Origin of the sequence: Frankia sp. ACN1ag, from assembly GCF_001414035.1 — a bacterium.
GTDB lineage: Bacteria > Actinomycetota > Actinomycetes > Frankiales > Frankiaceae > Frankia > Frankia torreyi.
In genome coordinates, this window is the sequence record NZ_LJPA01000031.1 from 1 (window position 1) to 21448 (window position 21448).

The 21448-nt window shown below is 73.7% G+C and carries 12 protein-coding genes and 7 pseudogenes; 18 read left to right on the forward strand and 1 reads right to left on the reverse strand.

The genetic code is table 11. From position 1 onward, the window contains the following. From UK82_RS39755 to UK82_RS23550, 10 genes and pseudogenes are all read left to right on the forward strand, one after another. Positions 1 to 2215: beta-ketoacyl synthase N-terminal-like domain-containing protein (locus tag UK82_RS39755; protein WP_396230628.1), on the forward strand; the 2215-nt coding region annotated here is incomplete at both ends. Position 2216: 1 nt separating this feature from the next. Further along, a pseudogene (locus UK82_RS39760) lies at positions 2217 to 2820 on the forward strand (acyltransferase domain-containing protein); the annotation flags it as partial. Position 2821: 1 nt separating this feature from the next. Next, positions 2822 to 3185: pseudogene (locus tag UK82_RS39765) on the forward strand (acyltransferase domain-containing protein); the annotation flags it as partial. 1 nt (position 3186) lies between these two features. Beyond that, positions 3187 to 5407, forward strand: a pseudogene (locus tag UK82_RS39770) (polyketide synthase dehydratase domain-containing protein); the annotation flags it as partial. A gap of 1 nt (position 5408) precedes the next feature. Continuing rightward, positions 5409 to 5530, forward strand: a pseudogene (locus UK82_RS39775) (KR domain-containing protein); the annotation flags it as partial. Between the two features lies 1 nt (position 5531). Then, positions 5532 to 5717, forward strand: a pseudogene (locus tag UK82_RS39780) (ketoreductase domain-containing protein); the annotation flags it as partial. Positions 5718 to 5919: 202 nt separating this feature from the next. After that, positions 5920 to 7227: a thioesterase domain-containing protein gene (locus UK82_RS39785; RefSeq protein ID WP_255354347.1), complete on the forward strand. Its 1308-nt coding sequence runs from the start codon at positions 5920 to 5922 to the stop codon at positions 7225 to 7227. Between the two features lie 319 nt (positions 7228 to 7546). Then, complete coding sequence (locus tag UK82_RS23540; RefSeq protein ID WP_044888369.1) at positions 7547 to 8323, forward strand: SDR family NAD(P)-dependent oxidoreductase; 777 nt, start codon at positions 7547 to 7549, stop codon at positions 8321 to 8323. A gap of 61 nt (positions 8324 to 8384) precedes the next feature. Then, a complete protein-coding gene (locus UK82_RS23545; RefSeq protein WP_044888368.1) occupies positions 8385 to 8807 on the forward strand; it encodes an ester cyclase in 423 nt (140 codons plus the stop codon). A gap of 32 nt (positions 8808 to 8839) precedes the next feature. Further along, entirely contained in the window at positions 8840 to 9328 is a 489-nt protein-coding gene (locus UK82_RS23550; protein WP_044888367.1) for a nuclear transport factor 2 family protein, read from the forward strand. Positions 9329 to 9406: 78 nt separating this feature from the next. Here UK82_RS23550 and UK82_RS23555 read toward each other — a convergent pair whose 3' ends face one another. Further along, positions 9407 to 10180 (reverse strand): TetR/AcrR family transcriptional regulator, encoded by a 774-nt coding sequence (locus UK82_RS23555; RefSeq protein ID WP_236706351.1) that lies wholly within the window; start codon positions 10178 to 10180, stop codon positions 9407 to 9409. Positions 10181 to 10474: 294 nt separating this feature from the next. Here UK82_RS23555 and UK82_RS23560 point away from each other — a divergent pair, with 294 nt between their 5' ends. From UK82_RS23560 to UK82_RS23585, 8 genes and pseudogenes are all read left to right on the forward strand, one after another. Further along, on the forward strand, positions 10475 to 11959 hold the full coding sequence (locus UK82_RS23560; RefSeq protein WP_055409392.1) for an MFS transporter: 1485 nt from the start codon (positions 10475 to 10477) through the stop codon (positions 11957 to 11959). A gap of 275 nt (positions 11960 to 12234) precedes the next feature. Continuing rightward, the gene (locus UK82_RS43225; RefSeq protein WP_370657190.1) at positions 12235 to 12453 is read left to right on the forward strand and encodes a putative leader peptide; all 219 of its coding nucleotides are present in this window, start codon (positions 12235 to 12237) and stop codon (positions 12451 to 12453) included. Positions 12454 to 12810: 357 nt separating this feature from the next. Beyond that, a complete protein-coding gene (locus UK82_RS23565) occupies positions 12811 to 14475 on the forward strand; it encodes an ABC transporter substrate-binding protein (RefSeq protein ID WP_044888365.1) in 1665 nt (554 codons plus the stop codon). A gap of 2 nt (positions 14476 to 14477) precedes the next feature. Continuing rightward, positions 14478 to 15566 carry an ABC transporter permease gene (locus tag UK82_RS23570; RefSeq protein WP_052681566.1) on the forward strand — a complete coding sequence of 363 codons (1089 nt, stop codon included), beginning with the start codon at positions 14478 to 14480 and terminating at the stop codon, positions 15564 to 15566. Beyond that, on the forward strand, positions 15563 to 16429 hold the full coding sequence (locus UK82_RS23575; protein WP_044888364.1) for an ABC transporter permease: 867 nt from the start codon (positions 15563 to 15565) through the stop codon (positions 16427 to 16429). Before UK82_RS23570 ends, UK82_RS23575 begins: the two co-directional genes overlap by 4 nt. Further along, positions 16426 to 16737: pseudogene (locus tag UK82_RS39790) on the forward strand (hypothetical protein); the annotation flags it as partial. The gene UK82_RS23575 and the pseudogene UK82_RS39790, both read left to right, overlap by 4 nt. 1 nt (position 16738) lies before the next feature. Next, positions 16739 to 18483 (forward strand): annotated as a pseudogene (locus UK82_RS23580) (dipeptide ABC transporter ATP-binding protein); the annotation flags it as partial. Next, entirely contained in the window at positions 18480 to 21446 is a 2967-nt protein-coding gene (locus UK82_RS23585; RefSeq protein ID WP_055409394.1) for a LuxR family transcriptional regulator, read from the forward strand. The pseudogene UK82_RS23580 and the gene UK82_RS23585, both read left to right, overlap by 4 nt. Positions 21447 to 21448 lie beyond the last annotated feature (2 nt).

Consider the following 21448-nt stretch of genomic DNA (forward strand, 5'->3'; position numbering starts at 1 on the left):
AGCGGTCTGCGGTCGTTGGCGCCCGCCGACGGTCTCGCCCTGTTCGACGCCGCCGGCACCCTCCACCAGCCGCTGCTCGTCCCCGCCGCCCTCGACCTGGCCGCGATCCGCGCCCAGTCCGTCCAGCGCGGCGTGCCGCCGCTGCTGCGCGCCCTCGTCCCCCCGGTGCGGCGCGCCGCCGGTGTGGGCGTCGGAACGGCTGCCGCCGGCGGTTCGTCGCTCGCCCGCCGGCTCGCCGAGCTGGCGCCGGGCGACCGGCAGGCCGAGGCGCTCGCCGCGGTGCGCCGCGAGATCGCCGCGGTGCTCGGACACGCCAGCGCGGACGGCATCGCCGCCGACCGGGCGTTCAGCGCCCTCGGCCTGGACTCGCTGACCGCCGTCGAGCTGCGCAACCGGCTGAACACCGCCACCGGCCTGCGCCTGCCCGCCACCCTCACCTTCGATCATCCCACCCCGGACGCGCTGGCCGCCCATCTCGTGACGACCCTCGCGGCCGCCGACGACGCCCGCCCGGCCGGCACCGGTGCCGGCGCCGGCACCGCGCCCGCCGTGACGGACGAACCGATCGCCATCGTCGGGATGGCCTGCCGCCTGCCGGGCGGGGTCACCACACCGGAGGAGCTCTGGGAGCTGGTTGCCGAGGGCCGGGACGCGATCAGCGCCTTCCCGACGAACCGCGGCTGGGATCTGGAGCGGCTCTACGACCCCGATCCGGACGCGGCCGGCACGTCCTACGCCCGCCACGGTGGCTTCCTGCACGACGCCGCCGACTTCGACGCCGAGTTCTTCGGCATCTCCCCCCGCGAAGCCCTCGCCACCGACCCCCAGCAACGCCTCCTGCTCGAAACAAGCTGGGAAGCCATCGAACGCGCCGGCATCGACCCCACCACCCTGCGCGGCAGCACCACCGGCGTCTTCGCCGGCGTCATGTACCACGACTACGGCACCCGACTGCGCGAGGTACCGCCGGAGCTGGAGGGCTACCTCGGCACCGGGATCGCCGGCAGCGTGGCTTCGGGGCGGATCTCCTACACGTTCGGCTTCGAGGGACCGTCGGTCACCATCGACACCGCCTGCTCGTCGTCCCTGGTCGCCCTGCACCTCGCCGCCCAGGCGCTGCGCAGCGGCGAAGCCGACCTGGCGCTGGCCGGCGGCGTGGCCGTGATGGCGACGCCCACCGAGTTCATCGAGTTCTCCCGGCAGCGCGGCCTCGCCCGCGACGGGCGGTGCAAGGCCTTCGCCGCCGGCGCCGACGGCGTCGGCTGGGCCGAGGGCGCCACCATGCTCCTCGTCGAACGGCTCTCCGACGCCCAACGCCACGGCCATCCCGTGCTCGCCGTGGTCCGCGGCACCGCGGTCAACCAGGACGGCGCCTCCAACGGTCTGACCGCGCCGAACGGCCCGGCCCAGCAGCGGGTCATCCGCGCCGCCCTCGCCGCCGCCGGCCTCGCCCCGGCGGACGTCGACGCGGTCGAAGGCCACGGCACCGGCACGCCGCTCGGCGACCCCATCGAGGCCCAGGCCATCGTCGCCACCTACGGCCGCGAGCGGCCCGCCGACCGACCGCTGTGGCTCGGCAGCCTCAAGTCCAACATCGGCCACACCCAGGCCGCCGCCGGCGCCGCCGGCATCATCAAGACCGTCCTCGCGATCCGGCACGGCACCCTGCCCCGCACCCTGCACGTCGACGCCCCCAGCCCCCACGTCGACTGGACCGACGGGGACGTCGCGCTCCTCACCGAACCCACCCCCTGGCCCGACACCGACCGGCCGCGCCGCGCCGCCGTCTCCTCCTTCGGCATCAGCGGCACCAACGCCCACGTCATCATCGAACAGCCCCCCGCGGACGCGGACACCCTCGCCGCCGGTCCGGCCCAGGCCGACGCGGACCGGGCAGAGGCGGACCGGGCAGAGGCGGGCGGTCCCACGACCGGGCCAGGAGATCCGGGAGCCGATGGAGGCGCGGTCGAGGCGCTGCCGGTACTGGTGCCGTTGTCCGCGCGCAGCCCCGAGGCGCTACGCGACCAGGCCCGCCGCCTGGCCACCCACCTGCGCACCCGCGACACCCGCGACTCCGCCGACACCGTCGACATCCGCGACACCGGGCGGGTACCGCTTCCGGCGCTGGCCCGGGCGCTGGCGACGCGCACCGTGTTCCCACACCGCGCGATCACCCTCGCGACCAGCACCAAAAGCCTGCTCGCCAGCCTCGACCNCCTCGCCGACGGCCAACCCGACCCATCCGTCATCACCGGATTGGCCGGGACGGGCAAGCTCGCCTTCGCCTTCTCCGGCCAGGGCAGCCAGTACCCCCGCATGGGCCACGCGTTGTACACCACCCACCCCGTCTACCGCCAAGCCCTCCACGACGCCGCCGACGCCCTGGCTCCCCACCTCGACCAGCCCCTGCTCGACATCCTCCACGCCGACCCCGACAGCCCCCAGGCATCGACCATCCACCACACCGCCTGGACCCAACCCACCCTGTTCGCCCTCCAGACCGCCCTCTACCGCCTCATCACGTCTCACGGCATCACCCCCGACTACCTCATCGGCCACAGCCTCGGCGAAATCACCGCCGCCCACCTCGCCGGCATCCTCACCCTCGACGACGCCGCCCACCTCGTCACCACCCGCGCCCGCCTACTCGCCAGCCTCCCCCCCGGCGGCAGCATGCTCACCCTCCACACCGACGAACACACCACCCGCACCCTCATCGCCGACCAACCCACCCTCGACATCGCCGCCCTCAACAGCCCCACCAACACCGTCATCGCCGGCGACACCATCGCCCTCACCCACATCGCCGAACAAGCCACCNCCCAAGGCATCCGCAGCCGAACCCTCACCGTCAGCCACGCCTTCCACAGCCCCCTCACCGACCCCATCCTCGACACCTTCCACACCACCACCAGCACCATCACCTACCACCAGCCCTCGATCCCCCTCATCGCCGGCCTCACCGGCACCCTTCCCATCGACGGCGACCACACCACCCCCGACTACTGGACCCGCCACATCCGCCACACCGTCCGCTACGCCCACGGCATCACCACCCTGCTCGGCCAGGGCGTCACCACCTACCTCGAACTCGGACCCGACACCACCCTCACGGCACTGACCACCCAAACCCTCACCACCCTCGACAGCACCAGCGGCGACAGCACCAGCGACAGCAACGACCGNCCCCGCTTCACCGCCACCCCCACCCTCCACCGCACCAAGCCCCCCGCCACCACCCTCGCCACCGCCCTGGCCACCCTCCACACCGAAGGCCACACCCCCACACCCCCCACCACCACAAGCCCCACCACACCCACCACCGACCCCCAGAGCATCGGCAACACCGACGGCGCCACCGCCACCGGCGACCCCACCGGCGCCACGGGCACCAGTGACACCGTCGGCACCGGCAGCAACCCCGCTCACCTCGCGGCCACCCTCCCCACCTACCCCTTCCAGCGCCAGCGCTACTGGCTGCGGGAGGCGTCGACCGGTGGGCACAGCGTCGCCGGGCTTGGCCTCGCCAGCGCGGACCATCCGCTGCTCGGCGCGGCCATCGGACTGGCCGACCAGGACGGGGTGCTGTTCTCCGGCCGACTCTCGCTGGCGACCCATCCCTGGCTCGCCGACCACACGGTGCAGGGCAACGTGCTCGTGCCCGGCACCGCCTTCGTCGAGCTGGCGCTGCGGGCCGGCGACGATCTCGGTGCGGGAACGTTGGACGAGCTGCTCTTCGAGGCGCCGCTCATCCTGCCCGAGCGCGCCGCCGTCGCCATCCAGGTCACCGTCACCGCCCCCGACGACACCGGCCGCCGGCCCGTCGCCATCCACTCCCGGCCGCAGGACTCGCCCGACGCCGCGTGGACGCGGCACGCCAGCGGGGTCTTCGCCGCCGATGACGGCAGCGGCGCAGGCGGCGACGGCAACGACGGCGAAGGCGGCGGCGAGCCCGAAGCGCTGGCCGCGTGGCCGCCGCCGCGAGCGCTGGAGGTGCCCGTAGGAGACGTCTACCCCGCGCTGGCCGCGTCGGGGCTGGCCTACGGGCCGGCCTTCCAGGGCCTGCGCGCCGCCTGGCGCGCCGGCGACGACCTGTACGCCGAGGTCGCCCTCCCCGAGGCCGGGAGCGACCAGCACCAGGGCGCCGCCTTCGGGGTGCATCCCGCGCTGCTCGACGCGGCCGTGCACCTGTCGGTCTTCCACGGGCTCGCGGACGTGCCCGCGGGTCACAGCCGACTGCCGTTCGCCTGGAACGGCGTGCGCCTGCACGCCACCGGCGCGACCAGCCTGCGCGTCCACCTCGCCGTCCACGGCAGCGACGAGATCTCCCTGCACGCCACCGACCCCACCGGCGCCCCCGTCATCACCGTCGAGTCGCTGCTGGCCCGGGTGGTCTCCGCCGAGCAGCTCGCCGCGGCCCGACGCCGCCGTTCGGATTCGCTCTACGAGGTGACCTGGCCGCCCCTGCGGCTGGCCGCCACGGACCCACCGGCCACGACGGATTCAGCGGCCACCGGTTGGGCCGTCGTCGGCGCCGACGCCGGCGAGGCCGTGCCGGCCGAGCTCGGGGCGGGCGTCACCCGGACGGATCATCCCGACCTCGCGTCCCTCGGCGCGGCGATCGAGGCGGGCACCGCCGTTCCCGACCTCGTCGTCCTGCCCCTCGGCGCCGCGGACCTCGCGCGCCCCGCCGATGCCTCGGACATCGTGGACGTCCCCGCCGCGGCGCGGGCGGCCACGCAGCGGGCGTTGGAGCTGCTGCAGACCTACCTGTCCGACCGTCGGTTGGACACGACCCGGCTCGCGGTCCTCACCTCCGGCGCGGTCAGCGTCGCCGGGGAGGATGTCGACCTGACCACCGCGCCCCTGACCGGTCTGCTGCGCACCGCCCAGAGCGAGCAGCCCGACCGCATCCTGCTGATCGACCTCGACGGCGACCCCGACAGCCGCGCCGGCCTGCCCGCGGCCGTCGCCGCCGCACTGGCCAGCGGCGAGAACCAGCTCGCCCTGCGCCGGGGCACCGCCCACACCCCACGTCTCGTCCCGGCAGCCGCAGCCGCAGCGGCCGCCACGCCCGCCGTACCCGCTGCGGCGGACTCGGCCGACCCCGCCCAGCCGGCCGAGCCGGCCGACCAGGTGCATCCGGCGGGCTGGGATCTCGACCCCGACGGCACCGTCCTCATCACCGGCGGCCTCGGCACCCTCGCCCACCACCTCGCCCACCACCTCATCACCCACCACCACACCCGCCACCTCCACCTCACCAGCCGCACCGGCCCCGACCACCCCCACGCCCAGACAATCCGCACCGAACTCGAAAACCTCGGCGCCACCATCACCATCACCGCCACCGACACCACCAACCCCCACCAACTCCAACACCTCCTCGACACCCTCGACCCCCACCNCCCCCTCACCGCCGTCATCCACACCGCCGGCACCCTCGACGACACCACCCTCACCAACCTCACCGAAGACCGCCTCCACACCGTCCTCACCCCCAAAATCGACGGCGCCTGGCACCTCCACCNCCTCACCCGCCACCACCCCCTCAAAGCCTTCGTCCTCTACTCCTCCATCGCCGCCATCACCGGCAACCCCGGCCAAGCCAACTACGCCACCGCCAACACCTTCCTCGACGCCCTCGCCCACCACCGCCACGCCCACGGACTCCCCGCCACCAGCCTCGCCTGGGGACTCTGGAACGACACCAGCACNNTCACCGAGAACCTCACCGCCGCCGACCGGGCCCGCATCACGCAGAGCGGTCTGCGGTCGTTGGCGCCCGCCGACGGTCTCGCCCTGTTCGACGCCGCCGGCACCCTCCACCAGCCGCTGCTCGTCCCCGCCGCCCTCGATGTCGCCACGATCAGCCGGCGGGCGGCCACCGACGGGGTGCCCCCGCTGCTGCGCGGCCTCGTGCGCCCGGGCCGCCGGGGTGCCGCACAGGGTGCCGCGGCGTCGCGTGCGGACGCCGCTGCGCTGCGCGGCCGGCTGGCGGCGGCCCCCGACGAGCAGCGGGAGTCGATCCTGCTCGAGCACGTCCGTCAGGAGGTCGCGGCGGTGCTGGGCCACCGCGACGTCGGCACCGTCGAGGCCGAGCGGGACTTCGGCGAGCTGGGCCTGGACTCACTGACCGCCGTCGAGCTGCGCAACCGGCTGAACACCGCCACCGGCCTGCGCCTGCCCGCCACCCTCACCTTCGACCACCCGAGCGCGGCCGCGCTCGCCGCGTACCTCGCCGAGCAGCTCGCGAAAATCCTGGCCGCCGCGCCCGCCGGGGGCGGCGCGAGCACGGCGGCCGGCGGGCCGGCGGCGGGCCGGCCGACCGCCATCGGCCCCCAGGAGGGACCGCTGTCCGAGCTGTACCAGGCGCTGTGCGCCCGGGACAACTTCGCGGCCGCGGCCCAGCTCCTGGTCGTCGCCTCGGCCCTACGACCCGTCTTCGGCGCGGCCGACAGCGCGCGGCACGCCGTGCCGACGCTCCAGCTCGCCGAGGGGCCGAAGCTCACCGAGGGGCCGGAGCTCACCGAGGGGCCGGCGCGCCATCGGCTGATCTGCTTCCCGGCGATGAGCGCGATCTCCGGGCCGCACGAGTACGCCCGGCTCGGCACCCTGCTGCGCGGCGAACGGGACGTGTTCGTGCTGCCCTCGCCGGGCTACGACGAGAGCGACCACGTCCCGATCGACGAGCCCACCTACATCGAGATGCACGTGCGGGAGGTGACCAGGCTGGTCGGGGACGAGCCGTTCGTCCTCGTCGGCCGCTCGATGGGCGGGGTCGTCGCGCACGCGGTGGCGGCGGAGCTGGAGAACGCCGGAATCACCCCGTCCGGGCTGGTGCTCGTCGACAGCTACCCGCCCGAGAGCGCCACCCGCGAGGGGATGGCGGACTGGTGGCTGACCGCGATGATCACCGGGATGCTCGACCGGGTCGATCGGTACCAGATGGTCTGGAGCGACGCGAGCCTGACCACCATGGGCGCCTACGTACGGGTCTTCAACGGCTGGCAGGCGAAGCCGGTCGCCGCCCCGACGCTGCTCATCCGGGCGGCGGACCCGCTACGACGGACGATCATCGATCCGGCGGACCCGGACGGCTGGCAGGCGTACTGGACCACGCCGCACACGACGGTGGACGTGCCCGGCGAGCACTTCTCGATCCTCGAGGAGCACTCGCCGACGACGGTGGCGGCGATCCGCCAGTTCATCGACTCCCTCGCCTGACGGCGGACGGCCGGCGCGGCTACGTACTTCTACCTAGCCGCGCCGGACCATTCCCGGTTGGCTGTCCGTCGCCGTCCGGGCCAACCGTCCGGACCACGCAGTTCTTTGTTGTGCGGGACCGGAGAACAAGCAACCAGAAAGCAGCCCACCGCGTTTCCAAGCCCGGTAGGGTTGGGAAACATCAGCGACACACCGGCCGGCGCGAGCGTCGGCGGGAATAACACAGCCGATCAATCCGGGCCGGATGCTGCCCGATTACTACACGCATGTTGCGGGGCCGTTCGACGAACGACCGCGGGTGCGGGAGAGAAGAGTCGACATGGCCAGGGGAGCAGTCGTCGTCACCGGCGCCGCGGCCGGGATCGGCGAGGCAACCGTCGAGCTGTTCGCCGAACGCGGGTTCGGTGTCGTCGCCGTCGACGTGTCCGAGGAGGGCCTGGCCAAGCTCGGCACCCGCGAGGACGTGGTGACCCTCGTCGGTGACGTGGCGGACCCGGCGACGAACGACGCCATGGTCGCCCTGGCGGTCGAGCGCTTCGGCCGGCTCGACGCGGCGGTGCTCAACGCCGGTCTCGGGGGCGCGCCGCCGATCGAGGCGGCGGGCGCGGCCGAGAGCCTCGACACGATCTACGCCGTGAACGTCCGCGGGCTGGTGCTGGGGATCCGCGCGGCCGCGCCGGCGCTGCGGGCCACCGGGGGAGGGTCGATCGTCGTGACGTCGTCCGGCGCCGGGCTGCGGGGAGACCCCTACACCTGGGCCTACAACACCACGAAGGCCGCAGCGAACAACCTGGTGCGCTCCGCCGCGCTGGACTACGCCTTCGAGGGCATCCGGATCAACGCCGTCGCCCCCGGCCTCACCGAGACCCCCCGCACGGCCGGTCAGCGCGCCAACCCGGCCTTCGCCGCGGCGGTGACCCGGCGCGTCCCGCTGGGACGCTGGGCGCAGCCGGCGGAGCAGGCCGAGGTCATCTATTTCCTCGCGTCCCCGGCGGCGTCCTACATCACCGGCGCCGTCATACCGGTCGACGGCGGCCTGTCCGCCTCCAACGGAATTCTGCTGCCACCCACCTACCAGGGCGAGCCGCCGCAGTAATCCGTCTACGGACGAACAGATTTCAGATCATCTTGAAAGTCGAACTTGGAAAGGGATCGGCATGAGCATCGAGGCCAACAAGGAGATCGCGCGGCGGCTTTACGAGGAGGTGGTGAACTACGGCAAGGCGGAGCTGCTGGAGACGTTCGTCGCCGACGACGGGGACGACGCCACCCGCCAGCACGCCGGCTGGTCCATCGGCCGCGCCGGTTTCCGGGAGCATCTCGAGTGGCTGCGGTCAGCGGTCCCGGACGTGCGCACCACGGTGACCGATCTCGTCGCGGAGGACGACCGGGTGGTCGTGTACTGGCGGATCGAGGGCACCCATCAGGGCGAACTGTTCGGCGCGCCCGCGACCGGCAAGCCCATCGACGCCACCAGCATCAGCCTCATCACCTTCCGGGACGGCCAGATCGTCAACTACACCGTGCTGCCGGACCGGCTCACCATCCTGCGTCAGGTCGGCGCCATCGCCGCCGCCTGAGCGCGCCGGCCGCGACGGAGGGGACAACCGCGATGAGCGCGAAGCTGTCGGCCGCCGATCTCGCCGAGATCGGACAGACCCTGGCCCTGTTCTCGCACGTGTTCGACAACCGGCAGGCCGACGACCTCGGGCTGGTGTTCGCCGCGGACGTCGCGGTCGAGTTCCAGCGCAGCGGCAGGTCCCTGCGCGGGCTCGCCGAGGTGGCGGAGTTCCAGCGCGGGCTGCCACCCGACGCCGCCGACCATCAGACCGTGAGCACCGTGGTCCTGGCCGACCCGGACGGCACGGTGCGGGCGGTGAGCCGCTACCTCGCCGTGCTCGCCGACGGTTCGGTGACCAACGGCGAGTACCGGGACGTCCTGGTGCGGACCGACGGCGGGTGGCGAATCGCTGCCCGGCAGATCGTGCCCCGCTACCCCCTGGCCGCCAGCTCGCCGGACGCCCCACGGCCGGTCGTCCAGCAGCCGCTTCCCGAGCAGTGGCGGGCATCGGCCGACCGGCTGCCGAACCTCACGCCTTGACCGGGCCCGGCCCGGCCGGCCACCGGCCGGGCCGTCGGGCCGGGCAGGCCGTCGGGCCGGGCAGGCCGGTCAGGCCGGTCAGGCGGTCGGGGCGCCGCTCGGGGTGAGGTTGAGCAACTCGCACAGGTCGCGCAGCTCGTCACCGTACAGCCGGGCCGGGTCGTTCACCTGCGGCCGCAGGTGGCCGTACACCTCCAGCGCGACGAGGCCGTGCAGGCGGCCCCAGATCCGCAGGGACAGCGCGGCGGCGTCGGGCGGGAAGTCGGGGAACGAGGTGCGCGCCATCGCGGCGAAGTCGGGCCGAAAATCCGACCATGTGTACGAGCCGGCGGCGGCCGGGGCGGGCCGGGCCGGCCCGCCGGTGGTCACCTCGGCGGTGGCCTCGGCCGCGGCCCGGGTGGCCCCGATCCCGGGCCAGGCGGCGGCGACGATCCTGATCAGGACGCCGCAGGCCCGGTGCTCGGCCGCGAGTTCGGCGCCGTCGTCGCGCACCTTGTAGCCGGGGATCGGGTCGCCATAGACGAGCTGGAACTCCGGGGAGCGACCAATCGCCCACTCCCGGTAGGTCACCCCGACGGCCTCGAGCTGGCCGGCCGGGTCGTCGGGCCGGGAGCGGCGCGCGGCCTCCAGTGCCTGGGCGAGGGAGTCGTACACGTCGACGATCAGGGCGGTGATCAGATCGTCGCGGGTGTCGTAATAGCTGTACAGCGCGCCGGCGGTCATCCCCATCTCCCGCGCGATCGCCCGCAGCGACAGGCCCGCGGCGCCCTGCTCGGCCATGTGACGAAGCGCGATCTCCTTGATGTCCCGCACGGTCTCGACCCGCAGGCGCTCCCGCCGACTCAGTTTCACTCCGTCCACTCTTGACACCTTACAATGCCCAACTACTATACGGCGCTCAGAGATCGCGTCCCGTTCAGCAATCACTCGTGGAGCAGAAACAGAACGGTGTGTAGAATTTTTGACNCCCCGCCCCGATCGCGCCCACCGCCGAGGGCCGGGCGCGACCACCCCGGGGCCTGACCCGACACCCGGGGCCTGACCCGGCGCCCGGGGGCAGAACCCGACGCCCGGGGGCAGAACCCGACGCCCGGGGGCAGAACCCGACGTCCAGCGACAGAAAGAGCCACTCCAGTGGATGCATCCGTGTCCCGACCACGGCCAGGGCTCGGGCTGACGCTCGCACTCCTGGCGTTCGCCCAATTCATGATCGCTATTGACTACAACATCGTCTATGTCGCGCTGCCGGACATCGGCCGGGAGCTCGATTTCAGTTCCCAGTCCCTGCAGTGGGTCGTCAGCGCCTACGCGGTGACGTTCGGAGGGCTGCTGCTGCTGGGCGGCCGGGCGGCCGACCGGCTCGGGGCGCGGCGGGTGTTCCTCACCGCGGTGCTGCTCTACGGCCTGTCCTCGCTCGCCGGCGGCCTCGCGAGCGACCCGGGGCTGCTGATCGCCGCGCGGGCCGTGCAGGGGGTCGGCGGGGCGCTGCTGTTCCCGGCGATCCTCACGTTGATCAACACCACCTTCCAGCCGGGCGCCGAGCGCACCCGCGCGCTGGCCGCGTGGGGTGCCGCGGGTGGCGGTGGACTCGCCGCCGGCGCGCTGCTCGGCGGCGTCCTGACCAACTACCTCGGCTGGGAGTGGGTCTTCTTCGTCAACGTCCCGGTCGCGGCACTCATCGCCGCGGCGGCGCCGAGACTGCTGGCGGCGGACGGCACCCGGCCCGCGCGCACCGGGTTCGACCTTCCCGGTGGTCTGCTGGCCACCGCCGGGGTCGCCCTGGTGGTGTTCGGGTTGGTCAGCGGGCCGGACGCGGGCTGGTGGTCGGTGCGCGCGGCCGGCGCGATCGCGCTCGGCGTGGTGATCCTCGCCGGCTTCGCCGTCCTCGAGGGGCGGCTGCGCAACCCGCTGCTGCCGCCTCGGCTGCTGGGATACCGCAACCTGACCACGGCCGTGCTCGCCGTGTTCGTCTTCGCCGGCACGCTGGCCGGCGAGTACTTCCTGTTCACCACCTACCTGCAGAACGTCCTCGGCTACAGCCCGCTGAAGGCGGGGCTGGCCTTCCTCCCGCTGACGCTGATCTCCATGGCCGGCGCCGGCCCGCTGGCCACCACCAGCGTCGCCAAGCTGGGGTACGGCGCGACGATGGCCGTCGCGCTGCTGCTGTGCGGGATCGGCATCGGGCTGCTCGTCCCCGGCATGTCGGTGGGCGGCTCCTACCCGGCGCTGCTGCCCGGCATCGCGGTGTGGGGCATCGGTGGCGGCATCGCCTTCACGGTGTGCTTCTCCGCGGCCGGGCACGGGATCGCCGTCGAGGAGCAGGGCGTCGCCAACGCGGTGGCCTCCACCTCGCAACAGGTCGGCAGCGCGGTGGGGCTGGCGGCGATCGTGGCGGTGGCCAACTCCGGGCTCGACCTCGGCGCCGGCGGCGTCCCCACGCCGGACAGCGTGGTGGACGGGCTGCGGGTCGGCGGTCTGGTCTCCGCCGTCACCGCGGTAGTGATCAGCGTGGTCGTCGCCCTGCTCCTGCGCGACCGTCCGTCGGCGGCGGCCACCCAGGCGGCGCCGGAGGCATCCGGGGCGAGCGTGCCGGCGGTCGCCGGCGACGAGGACGTCCGGGCCTATTCCTGAACGGTTCGAGGACGGTTCGAGGACGGTTCGAGGAAGGCGGATTCGCCGGCACCGACCGGCGGTCGGGCTGGGCGGACAGTCATCCGTAACTATTCGGACCGGCGGCGGAACACCGACGGTCCTCGAACCCGGTCCTTGCGCCCGGGATCGAACCCACATAGCACGGACTGTGCGTCGGGTTGGACGTAACCACGACCGCAACCGAATCGCAGCCGATAACATCGGAAGTGGCATGAATCACAGTTTCCACCACAAAAGTGCCAGGTTTCTCTAAGATGAATTCCGTGGACGACCGGCAGCACCTTCCGACCTCGCGGACGCGCCGCCGGACATTGACTTCCATTCCGCGGGTGCCGTTCGGCCACACCTTCGTCCGACCGCCCCGTCAGATCGCCGGAACAGCAGCGCGCACCGTCCTCACCGCGCGCCGGCACATCGATCTGCTGCGGGTTTCGAGCGCTTCCTGTCCCGGCGGCGACCGGCATTCCCGCTAGGGCAGGACAGCCGAAAGACCACCATCGCCCGTCCTCACCTTGAGGTGTGATCGGCCGCCCGACCGGGCCCGGAGGATTCCGGGGCCGGTTCACGGGCCTGGCGATCCGCACGGCCCCGATGGCGGGACGCCGCAAGGGGAATCGACAATCTTGATCATGTAACGCCGCGCCCGGGCCCCCGGCGCGGCGGCTTGCCCTAACGTTCTCCGATAACGCCGTCTCTGCTGCGCCGAGACGCCGTCGATCGGCCATTTCTGGTCTCTTCCCAGCCCTTTTCGTGCACACTTCGACTGCCGCCATCGGGCCAGTCCCGGAAATTCCGCACCACGCCATCCTCCATACTCCCGGAGCACACGCATGCGTCTCGCCAAACCCGTCCACCTTCTTTTCGCCGCAGCGACAGCGGCGACCCTGGTTCTCACCTCCTGCGGCTCGGACTCGGGTTCCGGCTCCGACGCGGGAGGGTCCGGGGCTGGATCGGGCAAGCCCAAGGCCGGCGGGTCGCTGACCTACGCCCTCGACGTCGAACCGACCTGCTTCGATCTCCAGGTCAATCAGCAGGGAATCACCGGTGACATCGAACGCGGGGTAGTCGACTCCCTGGTGACCGTCGACGCCAAGGGCGTATTCCATCCGTGGCTGGCGACGTCGTGGGAGGTCGCCTCGGACCTGAAGACCTACACTTTCAAGCTGCGTGAGGGGGTGACGTTCACCGACGGCACGCCGTTCGACGCGGCCGCGGTGAAGGCGAACTTCGACCGCATCGTCGACAAGAAGACGAAGTCGCAGTACGCGGCCACCCTGCTCGGCCCCTACACCGGCACCGACGTCGTCGACGCGCACACAGTGAAGGTCAACTTCTCCAAGCCCTTCGCCCCGTTCCTGCAGGGAGCGAGCACCCCCAACCTGGGCTTCTACTCCACCCGTTCGCTCAGCCGCGGCCCCGATGCGCTGTGCGCCGGCGGCAGCGCGATCGTCGGCACCGGACCGTTCGTCTTCAGCAGCTACACCAAGGGCCAGAGCGTCGTCCTGACGAAGAACCCGAAGTACAACTGGGCGCCGCAGCAGGCCGCGCACACCGGCGCGGCCTACCTGGACAAGGTGACCTTCCGCTTCCTGACCGAGGACACGGTCCGGGTCGGCGCCGTGACCAGCGGCCAGGTCGACGTGGCCACGAGCATTCCGCCGTCGGACACCAAGACGGTCGAAGCGGACAAGGGTCTGCAGATCCGCAAGGTGGAGGACGCCGGCGGCGCCTACAACGTGTACCTCAACACCGCGCACGGACCCCTGGACGACGTGCGGGTCCGCCGGGCGATCCAGCTCGGCGCCGACGTCGACCAGGCCGTGAAGACGGTGTACTTCGGCCAGTACGCCCGGGCGTGGAGCCCGCTGACCCCGGCCACCCCGTCCTACGACAAGACGCTGACCAACGCCATCGCGTTCGATCCGACGGCCGCCGGGAAGCTGCTCGACGAGGCCGGTTGGACGGGCCGCGACGGCCAGGGCTACCGGACGAAGGACGGCAAGCGGCTGACCGTGAACTGGCCGTGGAACCCGCCGCACACCCGCGAGCAGCGGGAGGTCGTCGCCCAGGCGATCCAGGCGGACCTGAAGAAGATCGGCGTGGAGGTCACCCGACCCGCCCTCGACATCGGCGCCTACGTCTCCCTGGCCCTGAACGGCAACTACGACCTGTACGACTTCTCGTGGACGCGGTTCGAGCCGGACATCCTGCGCGGGTTCTTCAACTCGGCCAGCCTGCCGGCCACCGGCGGTCAGAACGCGGCGAACCTGAAGGACCCGCAGGTGGACACCTGGACCGAGGCCGGCGCGGCCACCCTCGACCGGGCCAAGCGGGACGACCTGTACGGCAAGGTGCAGCACCGGGTGGTCGTCGACGATGCGGTCGTGCTGCCGATCTACATCCCGACGAAGCTCGTCGCCATTGCGACCGACGTGTCGGGGCTGACCGTCGACCCCAACGGCAAGCCGCTGCTCTTCGACACCTGGCGTAGCTGACAATGACGGCCACCCCGGTGAGCAGCACGCCCCGGCCGGACGGGTCCGCGGGGCCCGCCCGGGCCCGGGTCCTGCGGGGGGTGGCCGCCGCCGTCGGCCGCCGGGTGGCCGCCGCGGCGGCGGTCATGCTGGGCGCGGCGACTACGGCGTTCATCGCCCTGCACCTGCTGCCCGGCGATCCGGTGGCCATCATCCTCGGGCCGTCGACCATGGCCTCGCCCGAGGTGCGGGCCCAGATCCGGCTCGATCTGGGCCTCGACCAGCCGTTGATCATGCAGTACCTGCGTTACCTGGGCCGGCTCCTGCAAGGCGATCTCGGCGACTCCTACCAGCTCCAGCAGCCGGTGTCGGCGCTGATCGGGGACCAGTTGCGCCCGACGGTGGAGCTCGCCCTGGCCGCGATCGTCGTGGCGGTGGTCCTCGCGGTGGCCTCGGCGGTGGCCACGGCGGGCCGCCGCCCCGGCCTGCGCGCGCTGGCCAACCTCTGGGAGCTCGTCGCGGTGTCCACGCCGTCGTTCTGGCTGGGCATCCTGCTGCTCACCGCGTTCTCGTTCCGCGTCGAGCTGTTCCCGGTCGCCGGGGCCGACGGGTTCTCCGCGCTGGTTCTTCCCGCGCTGACCCTCGGCCTGCCGGTGGCCGGGATCCTCGGCCAGGTGCTGCGGGAGGGGTTGGAGACCGCGCTCGAACAGCCCTTCGCCACCACCGCGCGGGCCCGGGGCCTGAGCCAGACCGCGGTCCGGCTGCGGCACGCGCTGCGGCACGCGGCGGTGCCGCTGGTCACGCTCTCGGGCTGGCTGACCGGCACCCTGCTGGGCGGTGCGGTGCTCGTCGAGAAGGTCTTCGCCCGACCCGGCATCGGCGCGCTGACCCTGCAGGCCGTCAGCAGCCGGGACATGCCCGTCGTGATGGGCGTGGTGCTGCTGTCCGCGCTGGTGTTCGTCGTGATCTCCACCGCCGTCGACCTGCTCTACCTCGCCATCGACCCGCGGCTGCGAGCCGAGGGCGGGGGTCGGGGAGCACAACCCGACCAGAACCACGAGGAGCCGGCGCCGGAGATGAACAAGGCGGGCATGAAGGGCGCGCAGGCATGACGGCGATCGACGTCGCCGCCGGGCTCGGCCGGCGCGGCCTGACCCGCGGGCGCCGGCCACCCCGGGTCGGGCTGGTGCTCGCGGCCGGCATCCTGCTGCTGATCATCCTCATCGCGGTGGCACCGGGGCTGTTCACCGACAGGTCCCCGACGGACACCGCGTCGGTCGACGCGCTGCACGGCCCGAGCGGGGCGCACTGGTTCGGCACCGACCAGCTCGGCCGGGACGTGTTCACCCGGGTGGTCGACGGGGCCGGCCGGTCGCTGCGGCTCGGCGTGGGCGCGACCCTGCTCGGCGTGCTGGCCGGCGCGGTGCTGGGCCTGGCCGCCGCGCTCGGCGGCCGGGCCGCGGACACGGTGCTGATGCGGCTGGCCGACGTCCTGCTCGCGTTGCCGCCGCTGCTGCTGGCCCTGCTGGCGATGACGGTGCTGGGCAGCGGCGCGTGGAACCTGACCCTCGCGGTGGCGATCTCCACCGTGCCCGGCTACGCCCGGATGGTACGGGCGGAGGCGCTGGTGGTGCGCCGCTCCGGCTACGTCGAGGCGGCCGTCGGGCTGGGCCTGCGCCGCTGGCTGCTGGTCGCGCGGCACATCCTGCCGAACACCCTGGGCCCGCTGCTGGTGCTGGCGACCGTCGGCTTCGGCACCACGCTCATCGCCGCCTCCAGCCTGAGCTTCCTCGGGTTCGGCGTCGGGCCGCCGACCCCGGAGTGGGGGCTGATGCTCTCGGAGGGCCGCAACTACCTGTCCACCGCCTGGTGGATCGGGGTGTTCCCGGGCGCCGCGATCGCCGTCACGGTGATCGCCGTGAACGTCGTGGGACGCCACGCCCAGGCGCGCTACACGAGGAGGACAAGCCGATGAGCGACCCCTCCGGGGCGCCCGCTCCGGCGGCCCTCGCCCCGGTGCCGCCGGCGTCCGTCCCGCCGGTCCACTCGTCGCAGGCGCCTGGCGCGGTCATCGCGACGGACGTGCCAAGCGCGGCATCCCCGCCGACGGACGTGCCGGGGGCGGCGTCCCTGCCGACGGACGTGCCAAGCGCGGCGTCCCTGCCGACGGACGGACCGAGCACGGCGGCCCGGCCCGACGTGCCGACCGATGACCCCCTGCTGGTCGTAGAGGGGCTCAGCGTGACCTTCGACGCCCGGTCCGCGCGTCCCGTCCAGGCTGTGNGGGACGTGTCGTTCACCCTGCGCCGGGGCGAGTGCCTCGCCATCGTCGGGGAGTCCGGTTCCGGCAAGAGCGTCACCGCCCGGACGCTCGTCGGGCTGACGGGTGCCCGCGCGACGGTCAGCGCGCGGCGGCTGGGCTTCGCCGGCCGCGACCTCATCAGGTTGCGCGAGGCGTCGTGGCGGCGCGTCCGCGGCCGGCACATCGGCCTGGTGCTCCAGGACGCCCTGGTCTCCCTCGACCCGCTGCGCACCGCCGGCGCGGAGATCGCCGAGGCGCTGCGCACCCACCGGGTCGTCGACCGGGCCGGGGTCCACTCCCGCGTGCTGAGCCTGCTCACCGACGTGGGCGTGCCCGAACCGGCCCAGCGGGCGGCGCAGTACCCGCACCAGCTCTCCGGCGGCCTGCGCCAGCGCGCGCTGATCGCCTCGGCGCTCGCCGCCGGCCCGGAACTGCTGGTGGCCGACGAGCCCACCACGGCCCTCGACGTCACCGTGCAGGCGCAGGTGCTCGACCTGCTGCGCGGCCTGACCGCGGCGGGCAGGTCGGTCCTGCTGATCAGCCACGATCTCGCCGTCGTCGCCGGGCTCGCCGACCAGGTAGCGGTCATGTACGGCGGGCTGGTCGTCGAGCAGGGGCCGACCGCCGCGGTGCTGGCCGACCCGCGTCACCCGTACACGCAGGCGCTGCTCGCGGCCGTGCCCGCGATGCACGCCAAGGGCACCCGACTGTCGATCACGCCGGTCGACCGCCCGCCGGCCACCGCCGGCTGCCCGTACGCGGCCCGCTGCCCGCACAGCGACGAGCGCTGCCGCGCCGAGCTGCCGCCGGCGGCGGGGGACGAGCCCGCCCACCGGACGCTGTGCTGGCATCCCGGTCCGCCCGCGGCCGTCACGGCCCCCGTCACGGCCCCCGTCGCCGCGGCGGTCGTACCGGTGGCCGGGACGGGGCGGCCGGGGCGGGGCGCCGACGCCGGTCCGCTCGTCGAGGTGACCGCGATCAACCAGCGGTTCCGCTCCCCCGACGGATCCTGGCGGCACGCCGTGCGGGACGTGTCGTTCGAGCTGTTCGCCGGCGAGACCCTCGGAGTGGTCGGCGAGTCCGGGTCCGGCAAGACGACCGTGGCCCGGATCGTGCTGGGGATGCAGGCCCCGGACTCCGGAACGGTGCGTTTCGCCGGCGCGCCCTGGAGCGGGCTGCGGGAACGCGAACGGCGCGCCCTGCGGCCGCGCATCCAGGCCGTCTACCAGGACCCGCTCGGATCGTTCGATCCGCGGTTCACCACCGAGAAGATCATCGGTGAGGCATTGGGCGCGGCCGGGGTACGGCGCGGGCAGCAACGCCGTGACCGGGTCGTCGACCTGCTCGAACGGGTGGGACTGGCACCCGGCCTGCGGCGGCGGCGGCCGCCGGAGCTCTCCGGTGGTCAGCGGCAGCGGGTGGCCATCGCGCGGGCCCTGGCCACGGAGCCCGAGCTGCTCGTCTGCGACGAGCCGGTCTCCGCGCTCGACGTCTCGGTCCAGGCCCAGATCCTCGACCTGCTCGCCGGGCTCCAGCACGATCTCGGAGTCGCCATGCTGTTCATCTCCCATGACCTCGGCGTCATCCACCACATCAGCGACCGACTGGTGGTAATGAAGGACGGCTTGGTCGTCGAGACCGGACCGGTCGGGCAGGTCTTCGCCCAGCCGGCGCAGGAGTACACCCGGACCCTGCTCGCCGCCGTGCCCCGGCCCGACCTCACTTGACCGGCTCACGTTCCGGCGCCGGCCGGCGGCCGCGCGCGGTCCGGCCCAAGGAACGTCGCCGCCTGCTGGCGGCACTCGAGGCGTTGGCAGCCGGTCAGGGGCGCATCGTCGAGATCCGCGGGGACCCCGGCATCGGCAAGACCCGGCTGCTCGGCGAGCTGACCCGGCAGGCGGCCCGGCGCGGCCTGCCGGTCGTCAGCGGCCGCTGCGCCGAGACCGACCAGGCGGTCCGCTTCGGGGTGTTCAGCCGGCTGCTGTCCATCCAACCGCCGCCCTCGGCGGAGGCCGACCGGTCCTCACCCGGACCGCTGCTGGCCGCCATGTTGTCGACGCCGGACGCCGAGGGCGCGCTGTTCGACGCCGCCCGGCTGTTGCTGGGTCGGGCGGCCGGCGACGGGCTCGTCCTGATCGTCGACGACGTCCACTGGGCGGACGAGGCGTCCAACGCACTCATCGACCACCTCGTCCGTTGGCCGGTCGACGCCCACCTGCTGCTCGTCCTGGCCCACCGGCCGCGCCAGAGCCCGCCCCGGCTGCTCAGCTCCCTCGCCCAGGGCGAGGAACTCGGCACCGTCGACCGCATCGACATCCCACCGCTCACCCTGGACCAGGCGGCGCAGCTCACCGGCCTGGCCGCGGACGACGCCCGGCTGCGGGAGCTCCACCAGGCGAGCGAGGGCAATCCGCACTACCTGCTCGGTCTGACCGCCCTCGCCCACGGACTCTCCCCCGGCTGGGCCGAGCTGACGTCCGACGCCGGCAGGGGGCACGACGTCAGCGATCTCGACCGGCCGCCGGGCGACCTGGTCAGCCCGGTGCTGGCCGAGCTCGCCGGACTCGACCCGGCGTGCCTGCATGTGGTCTGGGCGGCGGTGGTTCTCGACGAGGCGTTCGACGTCGACACCGCCGCCGCCGTCGCCGAGCTGGCGATCGACCCGGCCTGCACCGCCGTCGCCACGCTCGTCGCCCGGGACCTGCTGGTGGCGACCGGCGACGGGGAGGCCTACCGGCTGCGCCATCCGCTGCTGGCCCGCCTGCTCTATCCGACCGTCGACCCGGGCTGGCGGCGCGCGGCGCACCGCCGGGCGGCGCGGATCCTCGGCCTGTCCGGCGCGCCGCCGGCCGTCCTCGCGGCCCACCTCGAGCACTGTCCGCAGGACTCGGGTCTCGACGAGGTGGAGGTACTCGCCTGGGCGGCCGAGGAGAGGCTGGCCAGCGCGCCACCCGATGCCGTGCGCTGGCTGTGGCTGGCACTGCGCATCCTCGCGGGCGTCGACGGCGAGGATCCGGAGCGGGTCCAGGGCCTGCGCGGCGAGCTGTCCCTCGGCCTGGCCCGGGCGTTGGGCGCGGCCGGACAGCTCGCGGAGAGCCTGGCGCAGATCCGCCAGACCCTGCGGCTGGCCGCCACCCTCCCGGCGACGGCCCGCGCCGACCTCGCTTCCCTGTGCGCCATGCTGGCCTACTCCCTCGGGCAGCACGCGGACTCGCAGGCCATCCTCACCGACGAGATCGACGCGGCCATCGGCGAGCCGCCGGGGCAGCGCGCCCACCACCCGCCGACCGCCGCCGGCCGGCCGGTGCGCCCGCAGGCACGGCCGGCCGTCATCACCCTGCTGCTGACCCGGGGGGCGGTGGGGCTGCTCGACGGGACGCCGCCCAGCCCCGACGACCTGGGCCTGCTGCTGCGGCTCGCCCGCGAACAGCAGGATCACACCGCCGAGGTCGGCGCGCTGGCCCTACGCGGGGTCGTCGAGGCGTTCGGCGGGAACATCCCGGCGGCCGCGGCGACCGTGACCCGCTGCATCGCCATCGCCGACCGGTTGCCCGACGCCGATCTCGCCGACCATCCCGAACACCTGGCCCTGCTCGGTTGGGCGGACTCGGTGCTGGGCCGCCAGCTCGACGCCGAACGGCACTTCAGCCGCGGCGCCGCCCTCGCCCGCCGCACCGGCCGCGACGACACCCTGCCGCTGCTGCTCGGCGGGCTCGGCGCGGTCTACCACCGGGTCGGCCGGCTCGCCGACGCCCGCCAGACCGCTACCGAGGTGCAGCACCTCATCCGCAACACCCGGCGCGGCCACCACACGAACCTCGCCGACGCCATCGAGGCGCTGGCCGGGGTGTGGATCGACGGCCACGGCAGCCGGCGGGCGGCCACGCTCGCCGAGGAGGCCGCCATCGAGCGGTTCACCGCCCGGCCGACACCTCGGCGGTCCTGGTGGGGCGATGTGGCGGCCATCTGGACCGCGTACGCGGCCGAGACCGACAGCGGCGACCCGCACCGGACGATGGCGCTGATCCTCGACACCGGCGGCGGCGAGACGCTGGCGGAGCTGTCGCCCGTCCTGCGCCCGATGGCGTTCGAGGCGCTCACCGCCGCCTCCGAACGTCTCGGGGACGTCTCCGCCGCCCTGCGCTGGGCGGACGGCGCCGAACAGGCCGCCGAGGGCCTGAATCTGGGCTACCAGCGCGGGCATGCCCTCGCGGCCCGGGCGCACGCGGTGCGCCACGCCGAGCCGGCCGCGGCCGGCGCGCTCTACCAGCAGGCGGCGGACCTGTTCGCCGCTGCCGGCATGCTCTCGCTGCGCACCTACCTGCTGGTGCAGGGCGGGTTGTGCCTGGCGGCGGCGGGACGCACCAACCCGGCCGCCCGCCAGCTCGCCGTCGCCGTCGAGCTGGCCGGCCGGTGCGGGGCGCACCGGCTGGGCGCGCAGGCCCGCGCCGCCCTGCGCTCGCTGGACGAGCGGCGTTCGGCCGGCGTCGACGCGCTGGCCGACCTCACTCCCCGGGAACGCGAGATCGCCCTGGTCGCGGTCGGCGGCAAGACGAGCCGACAGATCGCCTACGACCTGCGGCTGAGCCCCCGGACGGTGGACGCGCACCTGACCCGCATCTACCGCAAGCTCGGCGTGTCCTCCCGGGTGACGCTGGTCCGCCTCGTCGACGGCAATGGCCCCCGCTGACC

Bases quoted from the DNA above. Each gene is read 5' to 3' on its own strand.
- UK82_RS23540 (WP_044888369.1), top strand. From the start codon at position 7,547: ATGGCCAGGGGAGCAGTCGTCGTCACCGGCGCCGCGGCCGGGATCGGC.
- UK82_RS23545 (WP_044888368.1), top strand. From the start codon at position 8,385: ATGAGCATCGAGGCCAACAAGGAGATCGCGCGGCGGCTTTACGAGGAG.
- UK82_RS23550 (WP_044888367.1), top strand. From the start codon at position 8,840: ATGAGCGCGAAGCTGTCGGCCGCCGATCTCGCCGAGATCGGACAGACC.
- UK82_RS43225 (WP_370657190.1), top strand. From the start codon at position 12,235: ATGAATTCCGTGGACGACCGGCAGCACCTTCCGACCTCGCGGACGCGC.
- UK82_RS23565 (WP_044888365.1), top strand. From the start codon at position 12,811: ATGCGTCTCGCCAAACCCGTCCACCTTCTTTTCGCCGCAGCGACAGCG.
- UK82_RS23570 (WP_052681566.1), top strand. From the start codon at position 14,478: ATGACGGCCACCCCGGTGAGCAGCACGCCCCGGCCGGACGGGTCCGCG.
- UK82_RS23575 (WP_044888364.1), top strand. From the start codon at position 15,563: ATGACGGCGATCGACGTCGCCGCCGGGCTCGGCCGGCGCGGCCTGACC.